At 39.9% G+C, this 21,116-nt stretch carries 18 protein-coding genes and 1 pseudogene; 10 read left to right on the plus strand and 9 right to left on the minus strand.

Annotated elements, in window-relative coordinates:
- Positions 1-7 precede the first annotated feature (7 nt).
- The 5 genes from betB (at position 8) to choV (ending at position 6,335) form a co-directional block, all read left to right on the plus strand.
- A complete protein-coding gene (betB, locus tag C9J45_RS05135) occupies positions 8-1,468 on the plus strand; it encodes a betaine-aldehyde dehydrogenase (protein WP_107292250.1) in 1,461 nt (486 codons plus the stop codon).
- An 18-nt stretch (positions 1,469-1,486) separates the two neighbouring features.
- Complete coding sequence (gene betA, locus C9J45_RS05140; protein WP_107208503.1) at positions 1,487-3,187, plus strand: choline dehydrogenase; 1,701 nt, start codon at positions 1,487-1,489, stop codon at positions 3,185-3,187.
- Between the two features lie 54 nt (positions 3,188-3,241).
- Positions 3,242-4,177, plus strand: a complete 936-nt coding sequence (locus tag C9J45_RS05145) for a choline ABC transporter substrate-binding protein (protein WP_107261588.1) — start codon at positions 3,242-3,244, stop codon at positions 4,175-4,177.
- Positions 4,178-4,308: 131 nt separating this feature from the next.
- On the plus strand, positions 4,309-5,151 hold the full coding sequence (choW, locus tag C9J45_RS05150) for a choline ABC transporter permease subunit (protein ID WP_006645056.1): 843 nt from the start codon (positions 4,309-4,311) through the stop codon (positions 5,149-5,151).
- A gap of 2 nt (positions 5,152-5,153) precedes the next feature.
- On the plus strand, positions 5,154-6,335 hold the full coding sequence (choV, locus tag C9J45_RS05155; protein ID WP_107292251.1) for a choline ABC transporter ATP-binding protein: 1,182 nt from the start codon (positions 5,154-5,156) through the stop codon (positions 6,333-6,335).
- Positions 6,336-6,387: 52 nt separating this feature from the next.
- Here choV and C9J45_RS05160 read toward each other — a convergent pair whose 3' ends face one another.
- Together C9J45_RS05160 and C9J45_RS05165 are read right to left on the minus strand one after the other, a co-directional pair.
- A complete protein-coding gene (locus C9J45_RS05160; protein WP_107292252.1) occupies positions 6,388-8,274 on the minus strand; it encodes an FAD-dependent oxidoreductase in 1,887 nt (628 codons plus the stop codon).
- 311 nt (positions 8,275-8,585) lie between these two features.
- Positions 8,586-9,444: pseudogene (locus tag C9J45_RS05165) on the minus strand (LysR substrate-binding domain-containing protein).
- Between the two features lie 147 nt (positions 9,445-9,591).
- Here C9J45_RS05165 and C9J45_RS05170 point away from each other — a divergent pair.
- A complete protein-coding gene (locus tag C9J45_RS05170; RefSeq protein WP_107208507.1) occupies positions 9,592-10,242 on the plus strand; it encodes a CatB-related O-acetyltransferase in 651 nt (216 codons plus the stop codon).
- A 69-nt stretch (positions 10,243-10,311) separates the two neighbouring features.
- Here the strand turns inward: C9J45_RS05170 and C9J45_RS05175 are convergent, their stop codons facing one another.
- Complete coding sequence (locus tag C9J45_RS05175) at positions 10,312-11,718, minus strand: amidohydrolase (protein ID WP_107247151.1); 1,407 nt, start codon at positions 11,716-11,718, stop codon at positions 10,312-10,314.
- A gap of 317 nt (positions 11,719-12,035) precedes the next feature.
- Here C9J45_RS05175 and modA point away from each other — a divergent pair, with 317 nt between their 5' ends.
- The 3 genes from modA (at position 12,036) to modC (ending at position 14,817) form a co-directional block, all read left to right on the plus strand.
- A complete protein-coding gene (gene modA / locus C9J45_RS05180) occupies positions 12,036-12,806 on the plus strand; it encodes a molybdate ABC transporter substrate-binding protein (RefSeq protein WP_107247152.1) in 771 nt (256 codons plus the stop codon).
- Positions 12,807-13,036: 230 nt separating this feature from the next.
- Entirely contained in the window at positions 13,037-13,726 is a 690-nt protein-coding gene (modB, locus tag C9J45_RS05185; RefSeq protein WP_107208510.1) for a molybdate ABC transporter permease subunit, read from the plus strand.
- Entirely contained in the window at positions 13,726-14,817 is a 1,092-nt protein-coding gene (modC, locus tag C9J45_RS05190; protein ID WP_107208511.1) for a molybdenum ABC transporter ATP-binding protein ModC, read from the plus strand. Before modB ends, modC begins: the two co-directional genes overlap by 1 nt.
- Before the next feature lie 66 nt (positions 14,818-14,883).
- Here the strand turns inward: modC and C9J45_RS05195 are convergent, their stop codons facing one another.
- Both C9J45_RS05195 and C9J45_RS05200 read right to left on the minus strand, forming a co-directional pair.
- Positions 14,884-15,894, minus strand: coding sequence for a DUF2955 domain-containing protein (locus C9J45_RS05195; protein WP_107247153.1), 1,011 nt, complete (start codon positions 15,892-15,894; stop codon positions 14,884-14,886).
- A 62-nt stretch (positions 15,895-15,956) separates the two neighbouring features.
- Complete coding sequence (locus C9J45_RS05200; protein ID WP_107247154.1) at positions 15,957-17,024, minus strand: HlyD family secretion protein; 1,068 nt, start codon at positions 17,022-17,024, stop codon at positions 15,957-15,959.
- 117 nt (positions 17,025-17,141) lie between these two features.
- Between C9J45_RS05200 and C9J45_RS05205 the strand changes: the two genes are divergently transcribed.
- Positions 17,142-18,005, plus strand: a complete 864-nt coding sequence (locus C9J45_RS05205; RefSeq protein WP_107292253.1) for a LysR family transcriptional regulator — start codon at positions 17,142-17,144, stop codon at positions 18,003-18,005.
- A gap of 29 nt (positions 18,006-18,034) precedes the next feature.
- On the opposite strand, the gene C9J45_RS05210 is transcribed toward C9J45_RS05205, so the two are convergent.
- The 4 genes from C9J45_RS05210 to C9J45_RS05225 form a co-directional block, all read right to left on the minus strand.
- Positions 18,035-18,787: an alpha/beta fold hydrolase gene (locus C9J45_RS05210; protein ID WP_107247155.1), complete on the minus strand. Its 753-nt coding sequence runs from the start codon at positions 18,785-18,787 to the stop codon at positions 18,035-18,037.
- 19 nt (positions 18,788-18,806) lie between these two features.
- The gene (locus C9J45_RS05215) at positions 18,807-19,883 is read right to left on the minus strand and encodes a DUF2817 domain-containing protein (RefSeq protein WP_107292254.1); all 1,077 of its coding nucleotides are present in this window, start codon (positions 19,881-19,883) and stop codon (positions 18,807-18,809) included.
- Positions 19,884-19,967: 84 nt separating this feature from the next.
- Complete coding sequence (locus tag C9J45_RS05220) at positions 19,968-20,243, minus strand: hypothetical protein (RefSeq protein ID WP_107247157.1); 276 nt, start codon at positions 20,241-20,243, stop codon at positions 19,968-19,970.
- 142 nt (positions 20,244-20,385) lie between these two features.
- Positions 20,386-21,069, minus strand: a complete 684-nt coding sequence (locus C9J45_RS05225) for a DUF4336 domain-containing protein (RefSeq protein WP_107208518.1) — start codon at positions 21,067-21,069, stop codon at positions 20,386-20,388.
- Positions 21,070-21,116 lie beyond the last annotated feature (47 nt).

The following is a 21,116-nucleotide window of genomic DNA, read 5'->3' on the forward strand; positions in this document are numbered from 1 at the left end:
GTTTCAAATGGATATGAAATCACTATATATCGATGGTAACTATGTTGCTGCATCTTCTGATATTCAATTTACAACGATTAACCCAGCTAATGGTCAACCGCTAGCAACTATTGGGCAAGCCTCTCAAGCGGATCTTGAATTAGCGATTAGCGCAGCTAAAAAAGGGTTTGTTATATGGTCGGCTATGACGGCAACTGAGCGTAGCCGTATTTTACTACGTGCTGTGGCGCTACTGCGAGAGCGCAATGACGAATTAGCGGTATTGGAAGTCACAGATACTGGTAAACCGTTACAAGAAGCGATAGCGGTTGATATAGAAACGGGTGCGGATGTTATTGAGTACTTTGCCGGGTTAGCACCTGGGCTTCAAGGTGAGCAGCAACCTTTAAGTGAAAATCAGTTCTTTTATACGCGTCGAGAACCATTGGGCATTTGTGCAGGTATTGGTGCGTGGAATTATCCGATCCAAATTGCGATGTGGAAATCAGCGCCTGCGCTTGCAGCCGGTAATGCCATGATTTTCAAGCCATCAGAAGAAACACCGCTTTCGGTTCTAAAACTTGCTGAGATTTTTACTGAAGCAGGTCTACCTGATGGCGTATTTAACGTTGTACAAGGTGATTACCGAGTAGGGCAGATGCTAACGGCACACCCTGAGATCGCTAAAGTGTCATTTACAGGTGAAACCGGCACAGGTAAAGCGGTAATGGCTGATAGTGCTCAAACCTTAAAGTCGGTCACGATGGAATTAGGTGGTAAATCGCCAATGATCATTTTTGATGACGCTAATGTCGATCATGCTGTTTCTGCGGCAATGGTGGCTAACTTCTATACCCAAGGTGAAGTATGTACACATGGCACACGTGTTTATGTTCATGAGGCTATTTATGACACCTTTATAGAGCAACTTAAGCGTCGAACTGAGTTATTAATCGTTGGTGATCCGATGAATATGGAGACTCAAATTGGCGCATTGATTTCAACATCACATTTATCAAAAGTGTTATCAGCCATTGATGCCGCTAAACAAAGTGGTGCCACCTTGCTGACCGGCGGATACCAATGTACTGATAATGGGTTAGCACAAGGTAATTTCGTTCAACCTACTGTTTTTATTGATTGCGATGAATCGATGTCTCATGTTCAAAATGAAATTTTTGGGCCTGTGATGTCGGTAATTAAGTTTAGCGATGAAACCGATGTTATCGCTCGCGCCAATAATACTCACTATGGTTTAGCTGCGGGTGTGTTTACCCAAAACTTAGCGAAAGCCCACCGTGTTATCCATCAATTACAAGCAGGGATCTGTTGGGTTAATACATGGGGGGATTCTCCTGCGCAAATGCCTGTGGGTGGTTATAAGCAATCAGGGATTGGACGCGAAAACGGAATAGAAACCTTACAACATTATACCCAAACCAAAAGTGTACTTATTGAATTGGGCGATTACCAAAGTCCTTATGCTTAACGGATGGAGTCGATTTTGATGGATCAAAATAAGCAGCAAAATAACCCCCAACACTATGACTACATTATTGTTGGCGCGGGTTCGGCAGGGTGTGTATTAGCTGACCGTTTAAGTGAAAGCGGTGAATATGATGTGTTATTGCTAGAAGCTGGCGGTAGTGATCGCAGTATTTTTATTCAAATGCCAACGGCATTGTCATATCCAATGAACAGTGACAAATATGCATGGCAGTTTGAAACTCAAGCAGAACAAGGCTTAGACGGGCGTAAATTACATTGTCCACGAGGCAAAGTACTAGGCGGTAGTTCATCTATCAACGGCATGGTGTATGTACGTGGGCACGCATGTGATTATGACGAATGGGAACAAGAAGGCGCAACAGGCTGGAATTATCAAGCATGTTTACCGTATTTTCGTCGTGCTGAAACATGGATAAAAGGTGGTAACGCTTACCGCGGTAGCAAAGGTCCTGTTGGGACTTGTAATGGTAATGACATGGCACTCAATCCACTTTACCAAGCCTTTATTGATGCAGGTAAAGAAGCCGGTTATCCCGAAACGGATGATTACAATGGTTACCAACAAGAAGGGTTTGGTGCCATGCATATGACAGTCGATAAAGGTGTGCGTGCATCGACATCTAACGCTTATTTACGTCGAGCATTAAAACGCTCAAACCTGACGTTGAAAAAAGGCATTGTGGCACGCAAAGTTTTACTCGATGGCAAAAAAGCGGTAGGCGTTGAATTTGAACAGTCAGGTAAGCTATCTCAAGTATTTGCAACAAAAGAAGTGATATCTAGTGCTGGATCCATTGGTTCAGTCCAGTTATTACAATTGTCTGGCATTGGACCTGCTGCAGTATTAGAGAACGCGAAGATTAACCTTGTGCACGATCTTCCAGGGGTGGGGGCTAATTTACAAGATCACTTAGAAGTTTACTTCCAATACCACTGTAATGAAGCCATTACCTTAAACAGTAAATTAGATTTAGTCAGCAAAGGTAAAATTGGCGCGCAATGGCTACTAACTCGTACAGGTTTAGGTGCGACTAACCACTTTGAATCTTGTGCCTTTATTCGCTCACGTAAAGGGTTAAAGTGGCCAAATATTCAATATCACTTCCTACCTGCAGCGATGCGTTACGATGGCCGTGCTGCATTTGATGGTCATGGCTTCCAAGTGCATGTGGGGCCTAATAAGCCACAAAGCAGAGGGTCGGTAGAAGTTATTTCTAATGATCCACACGCGAAACCTAAAATTGAATTTAATTACATCTCTACCGAGCAAGATAAGCAGGATTGGCGCGATTGTATTCGTTTAACCCGTGAAATTATGGCGCAATCAGCATTGGATCAATACCGTGGTGATGAAATTCAACCGGGAGCAGATGTCACATCTGATCAGGCTATTGATCAGTGGGTAAAAGAAAATGTAGAGAGCGCTTATCATCCATCTTGTACCTGTAAAATGGGCGATGATAACGATGTGATGGCGGTTTTAGATTCACAGTGTCGTGTTCGCGGTATTGAAAACTTACGTGTTGTTGATTCTTCCATATTCCCGACGATTCCGAACGGTAACCTTAATGCGCCAACAATCATGGTTGCTGAGCGAGCCGCTGATTTTATTTTACAGAGAACCCCGCTTCCTGCAGGCAATGTACCTGTATGGATTGCCCCTAATTGGGAAACGACCCAACGAAACAATTCACAATAAGTACGTGGGAGATACGTACTTAATAATGATAAATAAAAAGACAAAGGAATAATTATGTCTGTTACTAAAAAAACACTTCTTGCCTTAGCGTTAAGCTCAGTCGCTTTTAATAGCTATGCTAACCAATGTGATACGGTACGTTTTGCTGATGTAGGCTGGACGGATATTACGGCAACCACAGCGGTAACTTCTGAGCTTTTAAAAGGAATGGGTTACAACACTAAAACTGATTTATTGTCAGTGCCCGTGACGTACTCATCAATGGCGAATGGTGATATTGATGTCTTTTTAGGTAATTGGATGCCGACCATGGAAGGCGATATTGCGAAATATCGTGAAGCCAAAACGGTTGAAACAGTAAAAGCGAATTTAGAAGGTGCAAAATATACGTTAGCTGTACCTAAATATGTTTATGACGCAGGTGTTAAGAGCTTTGCAGATTTGGCAAAACATGCGGATAAATTTAAAGGCCGTATTTACGGTATTGAACCTGGTAATGATGGTAACCGTTTGATTCAATCAATGATTGATACGAATGCGTTTGGTTTAAAAGACTTTAGTTTAGTGGAATCAAGTGAAGCTGGGATGGTTTCGCAAGTTTCTCGCTCTGTACGCCGTGATCAGTGGATTGTTTATTTAGGTTGGGCACCACACCCAATGAATAGCAACGTTGAAATGGAATACCTTGCTGGTGGTGATGACTTTTTTGGACCTAACTATGGTGGTGCCAATGTCTACACCAATGTTCGCAGTAACTATTTAACCGAGTGTCCAAACGTTGGACAACTTCTGAAAAATCTATCATTTAGCTTAGAAATGGAAAATAGCTTAATGGAAGCGATCCTTAATCAAAAGGTTCAACCTGAAAAAGCAGCACGTCAATGGCTGAGTGAAAATCCACAGCAAGTGGAAGCATGGCTAAAAGACGTCAAAACTCGCGAAGGTAAAGTGGCCACCACTGCGGTGTCGGATTACTTAAAGCAATCTTAATCCTTTCTTAAAATACTGCGTTAATAATCGCTTCTTATTTATTAGCGCAGATACTTCTTTGCTATTAGTTATTGTAAAACTTCATAAAAATAAGGTGGTAAGCATCGTCTTATCAAATAAAAGGCAAAAGTGTGAATTTCATTACGGATAATAAAATCCCTTTGGGTCAATGGATGGAAGCAGGTGTTGATTGGTTAACTATCAATGCAGCAGGGTTATTTGACGCCATTTCATTTTTCTTAGAAACCGTAATTCTATTTTTAGTTGATGTATTTAAGTGGATGCCGCCAGCACTGCCTATTTTAATCACCGCGGCGTTAGCATGGTATTTACACCGTAAAATTTCATTAGTGGTTTTCGTTGTTGCAGCATTATTAGTTATTTTAAATTTAGGCTACTGGCAGGAAATGCTAGAAACCTTTGTGTTGGTCTTTGCTGCCACAAGTATTTCAGTGCTTATTGGTGTCCCAATCGGGATCATGTCTGCGCATCGTCCGTGGTTGTATACATTGATGCGTCCTATTTTAGATTTAATGCAAACGGTGCCGACGTTTGTCTATTTAATTCCAACGCTGGTTTTGTTTGGACTAGGTATTGTGCCCGGGCTTATCTCTACCATTATTTTTGCTATTGCAGCGCCAATACGACTCACGTATTTAGGTATCACGAAAGTGCCTGAAGATTTAATTGAAGCAGGTAAAGCGTTTGGTGCAAGTCGGATGAAGTTACTGTTAAAAGTCGAGTTACCGGCGGCGATGCCAAGTATTATGGCGGGTATCACCCAATGTATTATGTTGTCTTTATCCATGGTGGTTATCGCCGCGTTAGTCGGCGCGGATGGATTAGGAAAGCCTGTTGTACGTGCGCTAAATACCGTGAATATTTCACAAGGATTCGAAGCGGGACTTGCGATTGTATTGGTCGCGATCATTTTAGACCGATTATGTAAAACCCCAGCACAGAAGGAGCTGTAATCATGAATGCAATAACGATTAACAATCTGGATGTGGTGTTTGGCGATAAACAGCAACAAGCCTTAGCGTTATTAGATCAAGGAAAAAGCCGTCAACAAATTATTGATGAAACAAACCAGGTGGTTGGAGTAAATAACGTTAGCCTGCAAATCAAAGAAGGCGAGATTTGTGTACTAATGGGCTTGTCTGGTTCGGGGAAATCAAGTCTATTACGCGCAGTTAATGGGTTGAACGATATAAGTCGTGGCGAACTATTGATTAAAGATGGTGAACAAACCGTAGATTTAGCGAACTGCTCAAAAGCCCAGTTACAGCATCTTCGTACTCATCGCGTTTCAATGGTATTTCAAAAATTTGCCTTAATGCCATGGCTAACCGTGTTAGATAACGTTGCTTTTGGACTTGAAATGCAAAATGTCCCGAAGAAAGAACGCCATCAGCGCGCAAGAGAGCAGTTAGAAATGGTGGGGCTGGCTGAATGGGAAGATAAATACCCATCAGAGTTATCGGGCGGGATGCAGCAGCGGGTGGGTCTTGCACGTGCATTTGTTATGGATACCGATATTTTACTGATGGATGAGCCTTTTTCAGCACTTGATCCGTTAATCCGTGCGCAGTTACAAGATGAATTATTAGCACTGCAAAGTAAGCTAAATAAGACGATTTTGTTTGTCAGTCATGATTTAGATGAAGCACTTAAAATCGGTAATAATATCGCGATTATGGAGTCAGGGGAGCTGATTCAACACGGAAAACCGGAAGAAATCGTGCTCAATCCGAAAACAGATTATGTGCGTGATTTTGTCGCACATACTAATCCGTTAAATGTCTTGAAAGGACGCTCATTAATGACGCCATTAACCGCGTTAGAGCAACGGGGAAATACTTATAAAGTGTGTGATGCTGATGAGCTTTGGATCGCCCAAAATGAGGATACGTTGTCTATCGTGAATGAAGGTAATCTTGATTGCCTTTCATGGCAAATTACAGATGCTATTCCAAGCCATATAAATGATTCCACTATAGTGATGGTCAGCCCTGATATTAGTATGCGAGATGCCATTGAGCTGAAGCGACTGAATAATAAACCATTACTTATGGTTGAAAATAATCAATTGATTGGGGTGTTACATAACAAAGATGTTTATAACGCGCTGCTAGGTGATTTTCAGCTAGCGTCTTAATGAAAATCGGTCAACAAAGACGATATAAAACGTCATTGTTGACCGTGATTTTTTAGTTCGCTAAAGGTACGGCACGGTTGATAAACAATTTACGATCAACTTTATAATCTGTTGCATAGTGACGAAGTTTACAGTCGTTGCCTTCATCACAACCACAACTTAAACAACGGTTAGCTTCATCAATAGCGGCTTGCTGTGATAGCCCCGTTTCAACTTCATTGAAGCTCAAATGACGCTGTGCCAGTGTTAGCTCTGGCATTTTAGCGCGTAACACTTTAGCTAGGGCGTGATTTAACATCTGTTCGGTTTGCTTAGCGTTATCTCCAGTGGCAATACTTGCCATAACACGTTTTAACTTTTCAATATGTTCAGGCTGAATAAGATGACTTCTTTCAACATTGCGAGATCGGAATGACTCGGTATAGAGTTTTTCCATGGTGCCACCAAAGAACTCATCAATCCCTTTTGCCGCTTTTCGCCCATCAGCAATCGCTTCAATCGCTGTTGCTGGCCCTCGACGAAAATCACCAATACCGAAGATATTTTTAACCCCAGAGTGCATCGTTGTTTCATCAACATTGATGGTGTTCCAGCGACTAAATGAAAGTTCGATATCTTCGTTAGCAATAAAGCTGGTATCGGTTTTTTGCGAGACAGCAGCGATAACGGTATCAAAGTCTTCAACAAAATATTCGCCGGTTGCTTTTGGTGAGCAACGACCAGAGGCATCAGGTTCACCCAATGCCATTTTTTCAAGTTTTATCTGACAAACATGACCATTGTCATCTGCAATATTTTCAGCAGGATTGGTTAGAAAGTGAAATTTAACACCTTCGTGCTCTGCTTCTTCAATTTCATAGGTTTCAGCTGGCATTTCATCACGCGTACGGCGATAAATAAGTGTGGTATCTGCGCCTAAACGTAATGCAGAGCGGGCGCAGTCAATTGCAGTGTTACCACCGCCAATGACCGCGACTTTTTTACCAATAGTATATTGTTTATCGAGTGTCTGATCTTTTAAGAAATCAACACCAAGATAACAGCCTGCTAAATCACTACCGGTATACTTCATCTCACTGGCTTGTGATGCACCAATCGCTAAACAAACAGCATCAAATTCTTCACTGATCGAAGAGAGGGTAAAGTCTTCACCTAACTTTTTATTGGTTTCGATACTCATGCCGTTACGACACATAATATCGATTTCTTTATCTAGAATATCTTTAGGTAAACGATACTCAGGAATACCGTAACGTAGCCATCCACCGGCTTGTGGCATCGCTTCATACACGGTGACGTTGTAACCTTCATTGCTAAGGAAATAACCACAACTTAAACCGCCAGGTCCTGCACCCACAATGGCAATACGTTTACCTTTATCGTCTTTTTTGATTGGGGTGTAGCTATTTAGTTTTTCAAGGTCAATGTCAGCGGCGTAACGTTTCAATTGACGGATCGCGAGTGGTTCATCGACTAAGTTACGCTGGCATTTTGCTTCACAGAAAGCAGGGCAAACACGACCAATAGAAAGTGGCATAGGTAATGTTTTCTTTATTACTTCTATGGCTTTTAAGTGTTCATTGTGAGCGATAAAGTATAAATAGGATTGGATATCAACGCTTGCTGGACAGGCAATCTGACAAGGCGGTACGCTGCAGTTGGTATTGGCGCGTTGTAAAATTCGCTCTAAATTGCACTTTCGAATATTTGACAATAATTGCGATGAGGTAGTGACGACCATTCCATCAGTAGATTTAACTTTGCACGCTTTCACAATCCCTTTACCTGCGATTTCAACATCACAAAGTGCGCATTCATCTGTGAATGTGTCTATGTCGCAGAGTGATGGGATCTCAATACCGCATTGTTTTGCTGCTTCTAATAAGTTCTGATCTTTGTCGACTTGATAGCTATTGCCATCAATATTAATAGTAACCATTAATTGCCTCTATTGTTATTTATTTACTGGGCAGCAAGATTGCTTGGTTATTTGCAGTTAATGATTATGTGAGAAAATTGAATATATTTTTGAAAAGATAAATAAGTAGGGTAAAAGTTATTTATCACTCAGGTGTATTGCGAAGCAACAGCATTGAGCAGCTATTGTATTCACTTTTTATAATCACTATACAAATCTTCTTAATTATATCCTATGCCTTTTACGAATAGAATATGGGTGATTAAGCGTTGTCAGGCCAATATTAGAATTTTAAAGGCCGTATGCTTCTTTTTATTTCTTTCAATCTATTTTTAATTCTCATTTGTTTTATCAAATTTTTGACGAATAAAATTAACAAATAGACTTGTACGTTGGGCAAGATGTTTACGTTTAGGATAAAGGATATATAAAGGCAAACGATTAGGTGTAAACCAATCAGGTAAGATATTAATAATATGTGTTCGTTTATCACTATCTAAGTGACTGAGCGCCATTTCATCAAGCATAGCAATACCACAGCCTTTGATCATAGCCTCGGTCATGACGGTGACTAGGCTAAAACTCATGGCAGGTTTAAGGATAATATTTGTCTTTTCTTGTGTTGTTTGATTAATAAAGCACCATTTATCGAGCGTGAATTCGCTATTTCTATAAATAATGTGGTGATGATCGCGCAAATCCAATGGATGAGTAATCGCTGGATGATCTGCTAAGTAGCTTTCATGAGCGAAGGGTTGGCACTGAAGGTGGCGGATATAATGACCGACATAGCCTTCTGGTGGCGTCTCGGTGAAATAAATGGCGACATCAAAACCTTGCTCTATTAGATCTAATGGGGTTTCAGTAAAAGCGACTTCTAATTCAATGTTTGGATGACTTAAATTGAAATCGGCAAGATGTTCACTTATATAGCATCGAGCCAAAAGAAGCAGACGCTGCGATACGAAGTTTGCCATAAACCGAATTAGTGACATCTAATCCTTCGTTTATGGCTTCTGCATGAGCAAACAGTGCTTTTACTTGCTTATAAAATTCAAGCCCATCATAGGTGAGGTTAAATTGGCGAGTTGTTCGCTGTATAAGCTGAGTATCGAGTAGTGCTTCGAGTTGGCGCAACTGTCGACTGATATGCGCGCTTGAGCAATTCAATCTTAGCGCTGCTTTTGCAATGCTTTTTTATTCACATAACGCCAAATAGATGGGTACGTAACTTAGCCACTTTATTTCCATATGGTAATTATTAATCTCTTAATGGTCACTTCTGGTAAGAATAAAGAACAATTAGACTAACTGCAATCAATCAACAGGACGTTTAATATGCAGTTTGAAACATGGCTTGAAAGCCAAAAATTAAAAGACACGATTACTAACCCCAACATAGAAGTTGGTGATTACAGTTATTATTCTGGTTATTACCACGATAAATCTTTTGAAGATCAAGCAGTACGCTATTTGCTTGGCGATAAGCCAACCAAAGAGGTTTGGCAAAGCGGTATGTTTGGCGAAGTGGATAAGCTGATCATTGGTAAATTTTGCTCTATTGCTTCTGGCGCGACTTTTATGATGGCGGGTAATCAAGGACATCGTATCGATTGGATTTCAACCTTTCCCTTTGGTAATGATTTTGGTGAAGATGTGCCCAGTGGTTTTAAGCGAGCAGGCGATACCGTGATTGGCAATGATGTATGGATTGGCTCTGAAGCGATGATCATGCCTGGAGTAAAAATTGGTAATGGTGCTGTAATTGGATCAAGGGCGGTGATCACCAAAGATGTTGAGCCTTATAGCGTGGTTGTAGCGAATAATCATGTGGTGAAACAGCGATTCACGGCAAAGCAAATTGAGATGTTGACTGAAATGCAGTGGTGGAATTGGTCAGAGCAGCAACTGAAACAAGCGATGCAAGTTATGTGTAGCGGTGATGTCGAGCAGCTTTATGGATACTATCTTGAAAACATTAAGCGTTAGCCACTTTTATACTAAGAATTGCAATAGGGCAGCTGATACTGCCCTATAAGATGAGATAAAAGATGTTAATTACTGTACGATTTCACCGCTTTCAATAACGGTTTGACGTACTTTATCTGCAAACTGCAGCGCCTCTTTACGAATGTTATCTTCATTAACAGTCAATACGTTTCTGTTTTCCATAATCACTTTACCGTCAACAATCGTATGCTTTACGTTCGTTGCGTAAGCAGAGTAAACCAGTGCTGAATATGGATTATAGACAGGTACCATATTTGGCGCTTTGGTATCAATAACGATCACATCTGCCAACTTACCGACTTCTAAAGAGCCAACTTTATCTTCCATATGGAGTGCACGAGCAGCACCGATCGTTGCCATTTCAATTACATTTTTAGGTGGCATGGCTGCACGATCTTTATTAACTAACTTATGTACTTTTGCAACTTGGTTAAACTCATCGATAGTACTTAGCGTATTGCCTGACATTGGACCATCAGTGCCTAAGCCTATACGTAAGCCGTCATTAAACATTTGTAATGCTGGTGATACACCTTTTGCTGATTTAATGTTTGCACTCATATTATGTGCAATACCCACATCGTACTTTTTCAAGATAGCGATATCTTCTGCGTTTGCATCAATAACGTGTGCTGCGACTAAGTTCTCGTTTAGTGCGCCAATAGACTCCATGTATTTTACAGGAGATAGGCCACCAGAACGTTTTGCAATAACCTCGCGCTCACGATCTGATTCAGCTAAGTGCATCATCACTGGAACATCGTATTTCATCGAAAGTTTGGCAATAGTTTGCAGAGTTTCTGTTGAGTTGGTGTATGGGCCATGTGGCGCAAATGCCATTGTGATACGTGGGTGATCTTTATATTCATTAATCAGTTTTTCTGCGTATTTAATGCCATCTTCCGGTGTTTTAGCACTTGCTACAGGGAATTGAATAATGGTTTCACCTAAAATCGCACGCATACCAATTTGATCTACGGTTTTAGCTACTTCGTCTTCAAAGTAATACATGTCAGCGTAAGTTGTTACGCCACCTTTCACCATTTCAACGTTACCCAATTGAGCACCGATACGTACCATTTCACGTGATACCAGCTTTTTTTCTAATGGGAAAATGTAACGGTGAAGACGATCTGGTACATCATCTGCTAATGAACGGAAAACAGTCATAGATGCATGAGTGTGGGTATTAATAAGACCTGGCATCACAATATCGCCATCAGCATCGATTGTTTTTACTGATTTATACTCATTAATGTCTGAGCCATCAGTAACAGCGACAATTTTATTATCTTTAATTGCAATTAAACCGTTATCAAAAATCGTTTTTTCACGATCCATGGTCAGTATTTGACCATTCTTGATTAATAGATCAACATTTTCGATCGCAAAAGCAGAAGCGCTTGGAAGAGATAAAGTTGCTAATGATGCAGCAAGTAATGTTTTCTTTAACATCGAGTATCACCGAAGGAAGGTATTTTTCGCAGATAATACTGAGTAATTTTTTATTGAAAATAATAATTTCAGTTATTACTTTTAATTGTGATCAAAATCGCTATGTCCGGGGTGTTTTATGCTTGTCAGCGATAATAAAAGGCATGTAATCGTTTGCTATTGGAAGGTGAGAGAATTAATTACTTTTCAGATGACAATAAAAAGTGATGTTGAAGACAGATATATTGTAGTTTAAACACTAAATTTCTATGACACAGATAATACTTGAAATAACCGATATGTAGTTTACTATACATCGAAATATTAGGAGCATCGTCATGACACGTAAATTAGCTTTCGCAACAGCAGCGTTACTCTCAACACTCTCTTTTTCATCTTTTGCTGCTGATAGCAACATTACGGTATTTGCGGCTTCGTCATTAACCAATGCGTTAAATGACATTGCAGCTAAATATCAAAAGGAGACTGGGGTTAAAACCACGCTTTCATTCGCTTCATCTTCAGCGCTAGCGCGGCAAGTTGCACTTGGTGCACCTGCAAATATTTATTTATCAGCTAACGAAAAGTGGATGGATTATGTAGAGCAGCAGGGCGCGGTCATTGATAATAGCCGTGTCGATGTTCTAAAAAACAGTTTAGTGATGGTTTCGCCTACTGATTATCCACAAAATAATATCAAGCTGACAGCAAGCTGGGATTTATCTAAAGCCTTAGACGGTACACGTTTAGCGGTGGGTAATCCGGCAAATGTTCCAGCAGGACGTTACGCTAAGCAATCGTTAGAGTATCTAAAATTATGGCAGCAAGCAGAGCCCTTATTGGCAATGGCGAATAACGTACGCTCGGCATTAGTGTTAGTTGAACGCGGCGAAGCGAAACTTGGAATTGTATATAAAACCGATGCAGAGATTTCTAAAAAAGTAAAAATCGTTGCGACTTTCCCTGCTGATTCTCATAAGCCAATTACGTATCCAATGGCATTAGTCAAAGGTAATGCGACGCCTGCGGCAAAAGCGTTTTATGAATACTTACAGCATGACGAAGCCAAAGCTATTTTTAAACAATATGGTTTTGGTTTTGTTAATTAAGACAAAAAGTTAGATAATAAATCAATCATATTATGGTTAAACGACGTTATAGATAAAACGAGGCACTGAGCACTTCGCTCCGTGCTTTTTTGTTTATTTATAGAGCAACTACGAAGTTTTATACACATCGTTACTGACTATGATGCAATGATTACTTATGCTATCGCTATTATTACGAATCTCATGCAGAAAAGAGCATGGGTTTAGATTGAAACACAGGATTGTTCGCTTTGCTCACTGATTATGAATTACAAGCGTTATTATTAAGCCTTAAAATTTCAAGTGTTGCTGTGCTATTTAGCCTTCCTTTGGGTATTGCTTGTGCTTGGTTATTGGCTCGTCGAGATTTTTGGGGTAAATCATTATTAGATGGTTTCATTCATTTACCCCTTGTTTTACCTCCTGTTGTGATTGGTTATTTATTGTTAATTTCAATGGGAAGACAAGGCGCTATAGGCAAATGGCTTTATGAGTGGTTTGGCTTTAGTTTTAGCTTTAGTTGGCGAGGGGCAGCTTTAGCGGTTGCCGTGGTCTCTTTTCCATTAATGGTGCGTTCTATTCGCCTTGCCTTAGAAGGGGTCGATAAAAAGCTCGAACAAGCTGCTCGTACACTAGGCGCATCCCCCCTACGTGTATTTGTAACCATTACGTTACCATTAACGATCCCTGGTATTTTAACAGGCACAATTTTAGCCTTTGCTCGTGCTCTAGGTGAATTTGGTGCAACGATTACCTTTGTTTCTAATATTCCTGGTCAAACTCAAACGATTCCATTGGCAATGTATTCCTTTATTGAAACTCCAGGGGCTGAAAGTGAAGCGGCCCGTTTATGCGTGGTCGCGATCGTGATTGCCTTGTCTTCATTATTTGCTTCTGAGTGGCTAACACGGCTTGCTAGAAAACGGTTGGAAGTGATGTAATGACAACTAATAAACGATTAAAAATTAAATTTAAACAACAGTTGGGTGATTTGTCGCTAGATGTTGATCTCGATGTGCCCATGAAAGGGATCACTGCGATCTTTGGTCGTTCAGGAGCAGGTAAAACGTCGTTAGTGAATGTTCTTTCGGGCTTAACAAAGCCAGATAACGGGGTTATTAAGCTTGGTGATAGAACCCTTTATAGTAGTGAAGAGCGGATATTTCTTTCGCCAGATAAACGCAAAATTGGTTATGTATTTCAAGATGCGCGTTTATTCCCTCATTACAGCGTCAAAGGTAACTTAAACTACGGTGTGAAAGTGCCTGATGAAACGCATTTTAATGATGTCGTAAAACTGCTTGGTATCGAAGCGTTATTACACCGTTATCCCTCGTCACTCTCCGGTGGCGAAAAGCAGCGGGTCGCGATTGGACGTGCGTTATTAACTAGACCTGATATGTTGCTGATGGATGAGCCATTAGCATCATTAGATATGCCGCGGAAACAAGAGCTAATGCCTTACCTTGAGCGTTTAGCTAAGAGTGTGAACACACCGATTATTTATGTAACCCATAGCCTTGATGAAATCTTACGCCTTGCCGATTCTATGGTGATGCTTAACCAAGGTAAGGTATTAATTTCGGGTCATGTGAATTCAGTGTGGAGTTCACCTGAAATGCGCCCTTGGTTACCTGTTAAAGAGCAAAGTTCATTACTCAGTGCACGGATTAATTATAATCATCCTAAATATGCATTAACGCAGGTAATGTTAAGTCATGATTCATTCTTATGGGTCAGCCGATTAGAGCAGCAGCGAGGTGAATGGGTGAGGGTACGTATTTTTTCAAATGATGTATCTATTGCTCGTGAACAACCCACTCAAACCAGTATTCGTAATATCTTAGCCGCAAGCATTGACAAAATTCATTATGCTGAAGGTGAACGTGTCGAAGTAAAATTGCGTGTTGGTGAAACGCATTTATGGGCAAATATTACTACATGGGCTGCTGATGAATTAGCGTTAAAGATTGGCGATAAAGTCTATGCGCAAATTAAAGGCGTAAGTGTGACTAAAGATGATTTAGCATAGTGATAATCGCAAGATGATAGAGAAAAACCAACGTAGTATTGATACTAGCTGGTCTATTTATCGTTTTTAAAATTGCTCATTAGGGGCTTTGATTACCCGAATTAAAAAGTGGTGGGTGATCCAAATTACGATTGAAGTTGCTATCACTGCAACGAAAATAGAGCTGAAGCGATATAAAATAGAGAAAAAGGCATCTTTTTGCTCGGGTATTAATGATGTTGTAAGCGGTACGGTTAAGGCCGACATCGCAGAAAAAGCAATACTTGATTTTATGGTACCTTGTGCAATCCAGTGACAGAAAAAGCCTGCAGCTATCGCATAAGCCATCAGAAATAATATGCCGTTATTAACCCATGAATAAAGCCCTAACTGGATAATCATACCCGCTAAACACCCCAAAAATGTCCCTGTAATACGTATTTTAGCGACAGCGATGGAGCCTATTAGTGTCATTGGCGCGAGCACAATGAAAATAGAAGCTTGCGCGGATAATGAATCGCGTAAATCCCCAAATTGAAACAAAAGAAAAGCAACCATTGCAACTATCCAACCCAGTGCGGCTTGGCGGATCATCCCGATACGATCAACGCGCTGCGTGTCATTATTTATACTAGGTGCTGTTTGTTCTTTATCAGATTCAGGGAAAAGAAAATACGCAAGGGCGCAAATAGGTGCAGTTATTAATCCACTCATCCACAAGGTGATATTGAATTCTTCAAGATCAAATCCGGTATAACTCGCAAAGTTAAGCGCGATTGAACCAACTAACAAACCAGTGAACCCAAATAAATAGGTTTTAGGGTTTATCATCGCTTTGCATTTTGCCATTAGCATAATACCAACAGCGATAGTCATTAAAACAGGGTAGGGTTGCAAGAAACCTGAAATAAAAGTCACTTGTACTGTAACCCAGATAATTCCTAAAATCAGTTGCACAAGCAATGATAAATTCCAGCGTTCTGCCTTCATTAATACCATTATTGGCAGTAAAGCAGCGAAAAAACCATAAGACCAACCAAAAATCATACTAATAGCGAGCCCTAAAACACATCCAAACCAGATCCGCATTGTTTTCATTATTAGCTCCTTTTTTAAGCGATAAGAAAGGGCGATCAACCATAAGATTGATCGCACTGCGGTTAGTAGATGTAGTGCAACCAACTCGCTAGGTGAATTTGAATACTCGCTAAGGCTTGCCATAACAAGCTGTTATCTGAATAAATAACAACAGTAGCACGTGAGCCAATAAACAATTGATGTGGTAACGGCGTATCACTGGTTAAATTAACGCGCACACGCTGTGCGTCACGTACCCAGCGGTTATTAACCTCAACAGCACTTAATTGACCGTTTGGTGTTTCTTGTGCTGCGGCGACACCAAAGTCTCGATTAGCGATATGGAAATTGAAAACTTGACCGGGTAATGCATCGTAGGTGACATAGGCAACAGAGTCTTTATTAATTAATGCTGTAGACTTTTCACGATAATCAGCTGAAACCCACATAGAACTTGTTGGAATAAATGTAAGCATAGGTTTGTTTGCTGTAGCCATTGTACCTACATCAACTTGTAGATTAGTAATGACGCCGTTACTTGGTGCAATAATTTTAGTATGTTTTAAATCAAGTTCTGCCTGTTGTAGAGCATTTTTCGCGGACATGACTGGTGTTGTTTCACCGACTGTATTTCCTAATTTAGCTTTAACGGCTAACAGTTGCTGTTGTGCTGCATGTAATGTCGATAATGCACTACGATCTTTCGCGAATGCTGAATCACGCATAGACGCAGAGACTAATTTCTTCTGCGCCAGTTTATTTATACGACCATATTCATTTCTTGCGTTGTCATAATTGGCTTGGCTGGTGGCAACATTCGCTTTTGCTGCCTCAACTTGTGCTAACAAAGATTTTTCTTGTTCCAAAGATTGTTGTAATGCCAATTTTGCGCGGTCAACGGCAAGCTCATACTTAGATGGATCTATAGTTAATAACACCTCACCTTTTTTTACTTTCTGATTGTTAGTGATCGAAACTGAGGTGATATTGCCAGAGACTTCTGGAGCAATTTGAACGACATAGCCACGAACACGGCTTTCTGTTGTAAGTGGAATATGCCTATCTGCAACAATGATATACCCCATGAAGAGTAAAAACAGGATGATTAATCCTTTCATCCAGTGACGGAATGTTGTGTCAGCATTTGCCATGAGCGTCTCTTTTTATAGTGATCTTTATCACATTATTATAAAGAGTGTGTATTTGATTAAATAGACTAATAAGTATTACACTTGCGTTCTATTTTTAGGACAATGGTTGTATGTGTTATGAAAGCATCGTTAGATGATATTTATTTATTTATGTTAACGGTCAGACATGGTGGGATCAGTGTTGCGGCAAAAGCACATTCATTACAACGTTCTAAAATTAGCAGAAGAATACAACAACTTGAAAAAGATCTTGGTTGTCAGTTATTGATAAGAACAACACGACAAATTGAATTAACTGAAAATGGACGGTTGTTTTATCAATATATCAACCAGCCATTAAGTGAAGTTGACCAAGCGGTGAATTTAGTGAAAAGCCAGCAACAAGCATTCAGTGGTGTGCTTAAAATGGCGATTCCTGCAGCCTTTATTTCATCCTCTGTTTTTCTTGAAATATTGGATCGATACACAGAACAATTTCCAGATGTAACATTAGATATTATTCATCGGTATGAAAGCATCGATTTAAAAAGAGAGAATATCGATTTACAGCTATTGCCAAACATTGTTGATGTGATTAACGAAAACTATGTTCAACAAACGTTTCTGAGTACAGCGAACCGTTTGTATTGTTCTCCTAAATATCTTGAATCATACCGTTTACCAACAACGATGGAAGCGCTTTATCAACACCCGATTTTAACGAGCCGATATAACTCAACGTTATTGCCAGAAAGAATGAATGTTCGTTTGGTTTCAGAAGATTTTGGTTTAATTAATCACTTAACTGAATCAGGTAGAGGAATCGCTATACTGCCAGTTGTCTTATTTGAAGATAAAGTTGCCAGCGGCGATTTAATTCCAGTACTTCCAGATACCTTTGAAATAGATATTGTTATGACGTTAGTGTATCCATCCCGTCGTTTTATTCCGAAAAAAACACGAGCAATGATTGAATTACTACGTGAGCAATTTTCAAAGTAATTAAACTGATAATGAAAGAATACGTGAGATTATAAGAAACGTTTAGCGTGCTCACAAACCCACAGTGGGTCATCAAGCGGTATATCGTGACCTGCTGTGGGGTGAATATGAACAGGCAAATTCCAATAGTTAGCTAAATCAATACTGCACTGGTAATTTACGAGCTTGTCTTGCTCGCTTGTAAGTAAACTAATTGGCTGAGATAGCTTATTCGGTAATATAAACTCACGACTAGCATTGAGTTGATTAAACATGTTGGAGCATGAAATGGGATGTTGTTCTTTCCAGTTAGCCCAGCGATGAGATAAAGCAATAAGTTCAACGCTATCCCATTGTTTATTTGATGTTAAATGAATGATTTTTTCTTCTTGTTTTAAGTTTGGTAACCATAAAATTTGGAAAATATCGATATAGCGCTGCCAACGTAAACGTTGATGAAAGGGAGAAAGGCTTTGGGTACTGGTATTAATCAATATCGCTTTACGAATATCATTTGGAAATAATGTCATCCACTTTAAAGCAATCATTCCTCCCATAGAAATTGCAATAATATCGGCTTGATGATCTGGCTGTAAAGCATGGAAATGTTGGTGCAGATCTCGAGCAATGCCTTCAAGGCTCGATGGTGTTTTTTCGTTATTACGAGTGCCATTGCCTGCAATATCAAGACAAACAATATTTGAGCGGGGAAAGTTTGATTTCAGCGTTTGCCGAAAGTCCCCCCAATGAAATTGGTCTCGGAATAATCCTCGCAATAATATAATAGTGTGTTGTTTGGTCATATTTAAAAGCCACAGTAGTTTATTGTTGTTTTTTATACCAGCGAGATAATGCTTGTTGTTTGTAGTAAGGGTTATCTGCGTGATTGAACCATGATGGGTAGTTTGCAGTCGCATTGATCATGAAATCCATCAGCACAATGTGTTTTTGTAATACGCGTTGTATGCGTTGAGGTTTCATGGGGTTAAAAATACCCAATGCTTGCCGAATTTGAAGTGGATTTTTCTTTATCCAACGCCAAGATCCCATTTCTAATGTTAGTGGTAGTATAGCCTGTTGTTGCCTTAAACATTGTAGGGTGATGTGATCCCATAAATCCCCATGACAGAGATAGTGCAAAGCCTGAGGCTCAAAAATATAATTTTGATTAGGGTAAGTCGTCATAAATCTATGTCGGAGATGGTAAACATCACCAATATAAGGGAAGGCTCGTTTTGCACTATGGGCATAAGGAAACCAAATTCTATCTTTTAAACCAAAGCCGGAGTGACAATCTAACGACAGTGTTACAGGTCGAGATGTTGTTAAGTCGGTAACGTAACGGGTTAATGCTTCTGCTTCTAATTCCATTTGTTGACTGTTGTTTCCTCTAAACCAAGGGATGCGAGGAGATAAGCGATGTCCACCAATTAAAAAAGCTGTATTTTCTTGACTGTTTAAAGGTGCATTTCGCATTAAATCAACATGATTACCATTTGAACGGTAATTTTTCGCCATCCCTACAGGGTTTACTAAAGGAATAAAAACGATTTGAATCTGCTGTAAAAGATGATGTAGCGTGGTATCCCATGTCATGCGTTCGATGATTGTATGCAGATATGACAGCAGTACTTGAGTGCCAATCCGTTCCAAACCATGAACACCGCCTACAAATAGCATTAATGGTGCATTTGGATCAGGCGTACCAAGATGAATCGCATAGAGTGGTAAGCTATTTTTATTGTGCTGAGGAAAATGATCATTGCAAGGGATGTGGGCAAATACATTACAGTGAAATGGAACAGGGGATATGTACTGGCTTAACCTTTCAATTAGCGTTTCAAGTTGTAAGAGTTCTGGTAATAACGTTGAAATAGGGGAAGTTTTAGCGTTTAGCAAAAGAGCCTCACACACAAAGATAAAAAAGAAACAATATCAGTGTATGTTGACAATTAGATGTCAGGCTCTTTTTCTATTAAAAGCTTATGCTGACTCTTTCTTGGCTTTTACTAAGCGAAACTGTGTTGTTTCCGCTATCCATTTTGGTCGGTTGATAGCATAGCCGAGTAACAATGCTGGGACTAAAAAAACAATGTGGGTCATCGCAAGATGAAGATCTTTAGCAACTAAATCTGTTGCCCCTGTCATATAGTGAATGGCTCCAACAGCCGCAAAAATAATCCCAAGCATTGCTAAGATAAACATACCGACAACACCAAGGCCTAAAATGTCGCGAATATAAATTCTTATTGGATTCATAGTATGGTTCCGAATCAAACTTATCTGAAAAAGTGATAAGCATGGCGATAATAATCAGAATACTATGCGCTTTAGGTTGAATGTATTTATTGATCTGTCTCACAATTACTGTGAGACAGATGAATAAATAAGCATTATTTTGCTAAGCGTGGAATAACCAGTGAAAAGCTGTTGAGAATAACTGTTTGCCGTTTGTCTCAATAACTTTACCTTTTGCAAAAATGATACGGTCAAAAGGCCATGTTAAGATCTCTTGAATTGATTGGCGTAATCTTACGCGGTCGGTAAAACTGAGTCGTAAATAGAAAGGCATGGCTGGGTGAATATAGCAACCGTTTAGAAGCCCATAACCTATACTCAGTGGGTGCTTCTTATCAACCATCCATGCAAGTAAATCACCCAAAATTAATGTTTTTGATAAAGGATCACAAAAGGCGATTTCTTCAAAGTTGTCACTACCCTTAATTAAGGTTTGTAATAGTTGTCCTTGCCATAAAGCGGGAGTGTACTGGCGTAATACGTCGTCAAACGTTAGATCTCCACGTTTTTGTTGTAAACCAGGAGCGGCAAAGAAATAGGCATCTGGATAAGCGAGCCACCACTCTGATAAATAGTGATGATAGCTTTGATTGGGAGTGACAACGGCGACAATTTCACCCAGTTGCTCTATGGTTGATTTCAATGCATTGTCGAGTTCAACAGGGGAGTGAATAAACAAACGATCATCGTCTAATTTTATCACTGTCATTTTACAACCAACCGCAATACCGTTGGTTTTCATGGCAAAATCTTGATACCAAAGTCTATTTTTATAACATTCGATCATACCGCTTCCTGCGTACTACATTGATAGATTATGTTGTAAACGGTCAT

This window comes from Photobacterium sp. GB-1 (genome assembly GCF_003026165.1).
Lineage (GTDB): Bacteria > Pseudomonadota > Gammaproteobacteria > Enterobacterales > Vibrionaceae > Photobacterium.